The organism is Paenisporosarcina sp. P4_E4_2 (assembly GCF_056401595.1).
On sequence record NZ_JBFUJC010000118.1, the window covers coordinates 1 to 8,607 of the forward strand.

Genomic DNA, 8,607 nt, shown 5'->3' on the forward strand with positions numbered 1-8,607 from the left:
GTTAAATCCTCTGACATTTTTTTCGTTAATGTGGTCACAAGAACCCGTTCATTACGCTCGGCCCGTTGACGGATTTCATCAATCAAATCATCAATCTGACCTTCAATCGGACGGACATCGATTGTAGGGTCTAACAAGCCTGTCGGTCTAATGATTTGCTCAACCATGTCAGGTGTGTGTTCCAATTCATAAGGTCCTGGAGTCGCTGAAACGAATATGGCTTGCCCCATATGACCTTCAAATTCCTGGAATGTCAATGGTCTGTTATCCATGGCGGATGGTAACCGGAACCCATGATCCACCAACACTTTCTTACGAGCCTGATCCCCGTTGAACATCCCCCTTACTTGAGGCAATGTTACGTGGCTTTCATCCACGACCATCAGGAAATCGTCTGGAAAATAATCAAGTAATGTATATGGGGTGGCCCCAGATTCGCGCAGTGTTAAATGACGTGAWTAGTTTTCGATACCTGAACAAAAGCCCATCTCGCGCATCATTTCCAAGTCGTAGCGGGTACGTTGTTCCAGACGCTGCGCTTCTAGTAATTTGTCTGCGCCACGTAGAACTTTCAGTTGCTGTTCTAATTCAATTTCAATATTTTCTATCGCTTTCAGCAATTTTTCTTCACGGGTAACGAAGTGGGAGTTCGGGAATATCGCAACATGTTCACGGTCTCCGATAATTTCACCTGTTAAGGCATCCACTTCACGTATCCGGTCGATTTCATCCCCGAAAAACTCAACGCGAATGCACCGTTCATCACGGGAAGCCGGGAAAATTTCAACGACATCTCCTCGCACACGGAACTTCCCGCGGACGAAATTCATATCGTTTCGTTCATATTGAAWATCGACCAATCGACGGAGTAATTGATTGCGTTCGATTTCCATTCCCGTACGAAGGGACAACACCATTTCCCGATATTCTTCGGGATTTCCGAGTCCATATATACATGAAACGGATGCAACAATTAATACATCCTCCCGTTCAAATAAAGCCGACGTTGCGGAGTGGCGCAATTTATCAATCTCTTCATTAATACTTGAATCTTTTTCGATATACGTATCCGTTTGTGGCACATAAGCCTCCGGTTGATAGTAATCGTAGAAACTAACAAAATACTCCACCGCATTATTCGGGAAGAATTCTTTGAACTCACTGTACAGTTGTCCTGCAAGTGTTTTATTGTGAGCCATGACTAATGTCGGCTTTTTGATTTCCGTCACTACATTCGACACGGTAAATGTTTTACCTGTTCCTGTTGCACCAAGTAACGTCTGGTATTTCCGACCTTCTTCAATTCCTTTTACCAATTCGCGAATCGCCTGCGGTTGATCACCGTCAGGTTTGTAAGGAGCCTGCAAATCAAAATTCTGTACCATAATTTCCTCCTTGTTTATAAAGCGGAAAGCGCTACTTTTGTTAAGGTTAGCGGGGTTCGGCCATTTTTATTGAATGTTCATATTTTATCATATTCCCCAATGGAACACGAATAAAAAGCGAACGTATGTTTTTCTGCTAAAAAAACAAAATCCGCTCTTCGCGAAGAGCGGATAATTCACAAGTCTATAGGAACTAATCATCTAATCATTACACACTTTCTTGTTGCAACAGACGTAATTCGCTTGTATATGCCACAAACGATTCTTTATCTTTCAGATCGAGCGCTCCATCAATCAAGGTCAGCAAGCGTTCTTTCCGTTGCTCGCGATGCACATGGTTCAAGAACAAATCCATGTAGATATCGTTCAACAGTTTCTCCGCTTCACTAACGGTCTGATTTCGCCCCATCGCTTTCAGAAAATCAGCATATGAATAATACTTATCCATTGCAATCACCTCGGATGCCTTTTTTCTATTATAAATAAAAAACCTAGGAAGTTGCAAATGTTTTTTCTGAATATTACGTATGATTTATTTTTTCTTAATATTTGTACTAATTAGTCAAAAGTATTGCAAAATTCCCAATTTTCTCTATAATAGGGTTTGTACTCTAAAATAGGGATGTGAATAGATGGATAAAAAAATCTCCGCTGCCTCGAATTACATCGTGTCATTCAACACCATTGCTCTCGTACCGTTCTGGAATGAGAATAATCTTTACACTCGTGTCATTGAAAACCATATTGAATTTATCGTTAGAATGAAGCCTGGGGCCATTATAAAAAAATCACTTATTTTTTATGGAAACTCTTATAAACATGCTACGTTTTTCTCTCGTGAATCCATTGGCCCTTTGCATAAAGTCCCTCTCATCATTTCACATGATTTTGGAGTTCCATTAATCATGATGCCGACCCTATCTGCCGAATCAGACGGAAATATATGGATATCCTTTTCTGCTATCGATAGCTATTCAATTAATTCCCACAACCAATGTTTAGTGCATTTCACTAATTCGCAGATTCTACCGGTGAATGTTTCGTACACAACAATGTGCAGACAATTTGTGCTTTCCCATTTCCTGACGAATCAATTTCAAAAAACACGCGATCAAATGAACCATCCTTTTTCTCAGTCAAAGCTTACATATTTACCAACCCAAACAAATCCTACCAGATAATACATACTCTTAAGCCCTTTCTCTGTGAAAGGGCTTATTATTTTGATTTTCACTCAATTTCCCCACTCACTCAATTAGCCTGTTTTGCAATTGACAGATACACACTCAGCAGCTCCTCGACTCGATTTCTCAAGCGCACGTTCAAATAGCGGCGATGCTCTTCGTATCCACTGTGAAAAAAAACATATTCGGTAAAGGTGTCATCGTGATTGCCTCGAATGACTTTCATATTGTGTTGGCGCAAATAGATTTTCGTGTCTTTCAATTCACGCTGCGCTTCCTTCACTGCTTGATCGATCATGGCCACATAAGGTCTCTTCAACTTGAATGGGCCTTTTTCAACGATTTCCCGGTCGCGCTCCAAAATGGTCAATACCATGGGGAGATAAATCATTTTTTCAAAATAGGGTAAACTATCGGCTGGAATGAGCGGCATGTTTTCGCCTCCTTCAAGAACGTTTGTTCGTATTTTATATTGTACGCTCATTTTTAAAAAATACAAGTGGGAAATCAGGGGAATTTCGCTGGAAGTGTTGCTGCGTCTCACTTCAAGTTAACCTTAGCGTGAGATGACATGAAATATTCGTCAAAAAAACCACCTCAAAAAAGAGATGGTTCAGCGTTATTTATGTGATTTCCCTCGATAWACCCAAGCAGAAGCGATAAAGAAAAATCCGGATGTAACCATTAATGGAGAATGATCATCCCATACCGCATAAAACCCTGTAGCCAAGGACAAAACAGATATGATTCCGGCAAACATTCGCGTTTGCAGTTGGAATCGTTCCACTTTGGATTGTGCATCCCGAATTTGCATGTATTCCCGCATTCGAGTCGGTTCATCTAGGAAAGTAATTACTTTTTGTGGGAAAGCACGCAATGGTCCGATTGCATTTAATGCAAAGCGTACCGCATCCTCTTTCGAAAATGATTTGTCCCCCTCTTTTTGGGTTGTTGCCCATTCGAGCACACGCGGCCGCGCAATAGCAAGTAAATCCACTTTCGGATCCAGAACATGAAGAACTCCAATAAAAGTCGAAACTGCCCGACCAAAAAAGGCGAATTCCGCAGGCAGCTGCACAGGTTGCGTACGGACAATTCCTTTTAAGTCATCCAGTAAACGGTCGACGACAAAACTGTCCATTTGCGTCAATTCTTCGGATTCATACGCTGCAACCACTCTGGCAATTGCATCTGCCAGTAAACGGCGGTCTGCCTGCGGCAACAAGAATCTCAACTCTTCCAGACCATCCAATACTTGGTCATACTGTTTGAGCAGTATACCTTCGACGACTTTTAACACGGAACGCGCTTCCTCTTTACTGATAGAACCGACCATTCCGAAATCAATCAACACAATCGTGCCATCGGGTTTAATTAAGATATTTCCACCGTGTGGATCCGCGTGGAATTGTCCACCATCCAGCACTTGTTCTAAAAACAACCGAAACAGTCGCTCCGATAAAACGCGACGGTTTATCCCATTAGAATCAATAAATGCAAGGTCGGTTATACGGGCACCTTCAATCCATTCCATCACCAGAACGCGACGCGTAGAAAATTCATCATAGTACACAGGGAAACGAACACCTGGCATTGATTCGAAACGGTCCGCAAAGCTGCGCCCATTACGTAGTTCCTGTAAAAAATTAAGCTCTGCCCCAACCGTATCGACCATCTCGCTATACAACAGATTGAAATCAATTTGTTTGCCAAAAGCCGTGAAACGTTTTGCCAGCCAAATCACAATTTTCATGGCACGAAAATCAGCACGTAAAATGCGCTCGATTTCCGGGCGTTGAATTTTCACTGCCACAGGCGTCCCGTCTTTCAGCGAGCCCTTATAGACTTCACCGATCGATGCAGATGCGACAGGTTTATCCGATAGGTTCATGAGAATATCCGTATGAGTTTCATTCCACTCCTGTTCGAGAAGATCAATTGCTTTCTCTCTCGGAACAGCAGGAACCCGGTCGGTCAACCCTTCTAGCTCTGCAATAAATGAAGGCGGCATTATGTCCGCACGTGTCGATAAAAACTGTCCCATTTTAATCATTAATCCGCCAAGTTTGAGTGCGGTCCGTTTATATTCTTTCGCTTGCCTCGTCACAAGCCGCTCCCATTTTTCGTTGATTACCGGTGTAAAACGACCTTTATAACGGCGCTGAAAAAGCGTTACTTGTGTAAAAAACTTTACGGACATCCAGACAATGCGATAAATTCGATAAATTGCTAAACGTTCCATTTCAAGCGCCTCCTTTGCCTACCATTATAGAGAGAGATGGCGACAACGTCCAAAAAGTGATATGTTTTGAAGGGAAAAACTTTCAAAATTGTGAACATTATAAGGGGGATTTACCATGGACACCATTCGCTACGAACAAAACGGGAATTTAGCTATCATCACACTCAATCGTCCGGACTCTATGAACGCCTTTAACTATGATATGTTACGTGAACTTGGTCAGGTTGCCGAAGCCATTCGCATCAATCCAGACGTTCGTCTCGTTGTTTTCACAGGTTCTGGTGAAAAAGCATTTAGTGTAGGTGCAGATTTAAAAGAACGCAAAACGTTGACAGAGCAACAAGTAAAACGCAATATTTACAAAATCGGTGAAGTATTTTCAGCAATTGAAAACTTGCCACAACCTACAATTGCCATGATGAATGGTCACGCATTCGGTGGGGGAATGGAACTTGCACTAGCATGCGATTTCCGAATTGCAGCAGATAATATATTACTTGGACTCACTGAAACGAGCTTAGCCATCATTCCAGGAGCCGGTGGTACACAGCGTCTGCCACGCTTGATCGGAGAAGCAAAAGCTCTTGAATTAATCCTGACTGCACGTCGCTTAACAGCTGATGAAGCTCTGGCTTACGGCGTTTTAACAAAAGTAGTTTCCAGCGGAAGCTTACTAGAAGAAACGGGGAAATTTGCCAATCTGATTTTAGCAAACGGGCCGATCGCCGTACAACAAGCGAAATTTGCTATTAAACACGGCATGAACGCTGATTTACATACAGGCTTGAACATTGAACGAAAAGCCTATGAAATAACGATACCTACTGAAGACCGTGTTGAAGCCTTGATTGCATTTGGCGAAAAAAGAAAGCCTGTCTTTAAAGGGAAATAATAAAGAGCTATTCCAGAGATTTCACACTTCCTCTGGAATAGCTCTTTTTGGTAGTATCTTCACTATCATGTTCCAATAGAATCAGTCGTTTAAAAAAGCCATCACATATTCCGCATCGTCTCCTACACCTTGAAGAATAGCGGATCCTCTTTTACTTTGCCATGGCAAGCCCAAGAAATACAATCCCTTTACTGGACTGATTCCTCGTTGATGCAGCACTTCATTTTTCTCACTAATAGCTCCATTAATTTGAATACAAGAGTAGTTAGATCTGAATCCTGTGGACCAGATGATATTTTGTATATGTAAGGTGGAATCATCTTGGAATCTTACTTCATTCGCCTTGCACTCAATGAGCCTTGATTTTAGTACAACCCGATTTTGTTTTAGTGCATTTTTCAACTCGTGGCCAAAAATGAAATCGCCTTTTCGCTGTATGAATTTACCTAGCATGGAATTTGAAGACGCATTTAATATTCCCACTTTATCCAACCACCAAAAAATGCTTTTTCCCATGATGAATAACGGCATATAATCGGGGTTTTTACTGACCGCCAAAAATGTTTTCTTTGATTTCGATAATTCCACAGCAATTTGTGCTCCACTGTTCCCACCGCCTACCACCAACACATTGCCTTCCTGCAATTGACTTTCGTTGCGATACTCGGATGAATGCAATTGAACAACATAATCATCAATTGATTTAGACATTGAAGGAACAAACTTGTTATGGAAAGGTCCAGTTGCCATGACGAGGTTTTTTGTTTGAAAAACACCATTATTTGTCGTTACCTTAAACGACTGATCGTCATTTAGAACGACTCCATGAACTTCCTTATTAAATTGAACAGGGAATTGATAATTCTTGGCATACCGTGCTAAGTAGCGGCTGACTTCATCTTTCGACGGCAATCCATGCGGCTCTCCTTCCATTATCATGCCTGGAAGGGAATTATATAGGCGTGGTGTAAAAAGAACCAATGAGTCATATCGATTAACCCAACTCTCACCAATGAATGATCCTTTATCGAGAACAAGAAAATCCTTCTCATTTGACTTTAAAAAATAGCTCATAGCTAATCCAGCCTGACCAGCACCGACGACAATTGTATGATACAACTGGGAACACTCCTAAATAGAGATTAAAGTTTTAAATAGACTTCAATAAAAATATAAAATTGTTATCACTCACTGTCCAGAAAAAAATGGAAATTAACTATCACTCTGAATCAATAGCTTCTAAAGGCATGTCCCATAATAAATAATCGTCTATAAAAATGGCGGTTTCTACAACAATCGTATCTTTATTTTTCTTGAAAAATAAGGCCGTTCCTTCTTGTGTTTCATACGACCATCCCAGATCACTCATGATTTTCTTCACATGGTCAAATGTCGCCTCTTCCGTATATTCAGAAACATAACGTTTCACGTATTCCGTCTCCTGAAACTTTACAGACTCACGTGTAGTGACATCCAAAACTGCAACTGCCAAACCAAGTCGAATTGTCCCTTCATCCTGAGCCAAGATATGACCATACCGCATCCAAAAAATTGTGCAAAGGATTACGCACAATAAACAAAGAACCAAACTGATTTTTTTCATGGCGACCTCCTATCCATATTATAGAATATGTTCATAAGGAGGATAAATAGTATCTAATTCATTAAACAAACCGCTCTATTAATTTTTATTGATGAAAAGGGAACTGACTATTTTACTATCAGCAACATCGTTTATCATAAGCCAAACAAAAACCACTCCATATCTCGATGGAGTGGCTGAAGTCTACGAATATTAAACTAACCCTTGCTCTAAATCTTCAATTAAATCTTCAACGTCTTCAATACCAACCGAAATACGAACAAGGCCGTCTAGAATGCCAAGTTCTTGGCGGCGTTCTGCCGGAATTGACGCATGCGTCATCCGTGCCGGGGTGGAGATCAAGCTTTCCACCGCTCCCAGACTTTCAGCAAGTGTGAAGTATTTTAATTTCTTGATCAGCTGATCGGCTTTTTCAGTACTGCCCACATCAAATGAAATCATTCCGCCAAAACCAGTTGCCTGTTTCTTCATGATGCCGTGCCCAGCATGTGATTCCAATCCTGGATAGAAGACGTTTCTAACAGCTTCATGAGCAACTAGGAAATCAGCAATGCGCTTAGCATTTGAATTTGTTTCTTCCATGCGGATTCCGAGTGTCTTCAAGCCACGAATCAATAACCATGAATCTTGTGGTCCTAAAATTGCCCCTACTGAGTTTTGAACAAAGTGTAGGTCTTTCGCTAACTCTTCTGTCGCAACAACTACCAACCCAGCAACTACATCACTATGGCCGCCAATATATTTCGTTGCACTGTGCAACACAATATCCGCTCCAAGTGAAAGTGGCTGTTGCAAGTAAGGAGTCAAAAACGTGTTATCAACAATTGTCAGTAAACCTTTTGCTTTTGCCAATTGTGCAATTTCCGCAATGTCCGTTACTTTCAGCAATGGATTGGTTGGAGATTCAATAAAGACCGCTTTTGTATTTTCTTTAATTGCCGCTTCAAATTCAGCTGCGTTTGAAGAATCAACAAACGTGGATTCAATTCCGAAACGGTTTAATACTTTTGTCATGACACGGTATGTACCACCGTATACATCATCCGTCATGACGATATGATCACCAGAATTGAAAAGCATCATGACTGAACTGATTGCTGCCATTCCTGACCCGAAAGCGAAGCCTGCATGACCACCTTCTAAATCACTAATTAATACTTCAAGTGCATGGCGAGTCGGATTCCCTGTACGTGAATATTCATATCCGCGGAAATCACCTACGGCATCCTGTTTATACGTGCTTACCTGGTAAATCGGAGTAGAAACGGCACCCGTTGTTTCGTCTCCTACTATTCCAGCGT

General features: G+C 41.4%; 9 protein-coding genes. 2 read left to right on the plus strand and 7 right to left on the minus strand.

The genetic code is table 11. The annotated features are described in order from the left end of the window. Together uvrB and AC1DSB_RS10025 are read right to left on the minus strand one after the other, a co-directional pair. The coding region (gene uvrB / locus AC1DSB_RS10020; protein ID WP_477586639.1) for an excinuclease ABC subunit UvrB at nucleotides 1-1,385 on the minus strand (1,385 nt) is incomplete at its 3' end. A 208-nt stretch (nucleotides 1,386-1,593) separates the two neighbouring features. Continuing rightward, nucleotides 1,594-1,833, minus strand: coding sequence for an IDEAL domain-containing protein (locus AC1DSB_RS10025; protein WP_016429109.1), 240 nt, complete (start codon nucleotides 1,831-1,833; stop codon nucleotides 1,594-1,596). A 184-nt stretch (nucleotides 1,834-2,017) separates the two neighbouring features. Here AC1DSB_RS10025 and AC1DSB_RS10030 point away from each other — a divergent pair, with 184 nt between their 5' ends. Beyond that, nucleotides 2,018-2,566, plus strand: coding sequence for a competence protein ComK (locus AC1DSB_RS10030; RefSeq protein ID WP_477531399.1), 549 nt, complete (start codon nucleotides 2,018-2,020; stop codon nucleotides 2,564-2,566). A gap of 70 nt (nucleotides 2,567-2,636) precedes the next feature. Here AC1DSB_RS10030 and AC1DSB_RS10035 read toward each other — a convergent pair whose 3' ends face one another. Beyond that, on the minus strand, nucleotides 2,637-3,002 hold the full coding sequence (locus AC1DSB_RS10035) for a YhjD family protein (RefSeq protein WP_342543105.1): 366 nt from the start codon (nucleotides 3,000-3,002) through the stop codon (nucleotides 2,637-2,639). Nucleotides 3,003-3,188: 186 nt separating this feature from the next. Beyond that, nucleotides 3,189-4,811 carry an ABC1 kinase family protein gene (locus tag AC1DSB_RS10040; protein ID WP_477531398.1) on the minus strand — a complete coding sequence of 541 codons (1,623 nt, stop codon included), beginning with the start codon at nucleotides 4,809-4,811 and terminating at the stop codon, nucleotides 3,189-3,191. Between the two features lie 115 nt (nucleotides 4,812-4,926). Here AC1DSB_RS10040 and AC1DSB_RS10045 point away from each other — a divergent pair, with 115 nt between their 5' ends. Further along, nucleotides 4,927-5,703 carry an enoyl-CoA hydratase-related protein gene (locus tag AC1DSB_RS10045; RefSeq protein ID WP_016429113.1) on the plus strand — a complete coding sequence of 259 codons (777 nt, stop codon included), beginning with the start codon at nucleotides 4,927-4,929 and terminating at the stop codon, nucleotides 5,701-5,703. An 81-nt stretch (nucleotides 5,704-5,784) separates the two neighbouring features. Here the strand turns inward: AC1DSB_RS10045 and AC1DSB_RS10050 are convergent, their stop codons facing one another. The 3 genes from AC1DSB_RS10050 to AC1DSB_RS10060 all read right to left on the minus strand — a co-directional run bounded on the left by AC1DSB_RS10050 (nucleotide 5,785) and on the right by AC1DSB_RS10060 (nucleotide 8,599). Further along, the gene (locus tag AC1DSB_RS10050) at nucleotides 5,785-6,822 is read right to left on the minus strand and encodes a flavin-containing monooxygenase (RefSeq protein ID WP_477531397.1); all 1,038 of its coding nucleotides are present in this window, start codon (nucleotides 6,820-6,822) and stop codon (nucleotides 5,785-5,787) included. A 100-nt stretch (nucleotides 6,823-6,922) separates the two neighbouring features. Next, nucleotides 6,923-7,306, minus strand: a complete 384-nt coding sequence (locus tag AC1DSB_RS10055) for a hypothetical protein (protein WP_477531396.1) — start codon at nucleotides 7,304-7,306, stop codon at nucleotides 6,923-6,925. Between the two features lie 192 nt (nucleotides 7,307-7,498). Next, entirely contained in the window at nucleotides 7,499-8,599 is a 1,101-nt protein-coding gene (locus AC1DSB_RS10060) for a bifunctional cystathionine gamma-lyase/homocysteine desulfhydrase (protein WP_477586641.1), read from the minus strand. Nucleotides 8,600-8,607: the final 8 nt, after the last annotated feature.

Bases quoted from the DNA above. Each gene is read 5' to 3' on its own strand.
- AC1DSB_RS10025 (WP_016429109.1), bottom strand. From the start codon at position 1,833: ATGGATAAGTATTATTCATATGCTGATTTTCTGAAAGCGATGGGGCGA.
- AC1DSB_RS10030 (WP_477531399.1), top strand. From the start codon at position 2,018: ATGGATAAAAAAATCTCCGCTGCCTCGAATTACATCGTGTCATTCAAC.
- AC1DSB_RS10035 (WP_342543105.1), bottom strand. From the start codon at position 3,002: ATGCCGCTCATTCCAGCCGATAGTTTACCCTATTTTGAAAAAATGATT.
- AC1DSB_RS10045 (WP_016429113.1), top strand. From the start codon at position 4,927: ATGGACACCATTCGCTACGAACAAAACGGGAATTTAGCTATCATCACA.
- AC1DSB_RS10055 (WP_477531396.1), bottom strand. From the start codon at position 7,306: ATGAAAAAAATCAGTTTGGTTCTTTGTTTATTGTGCGTAATCCTTTGC.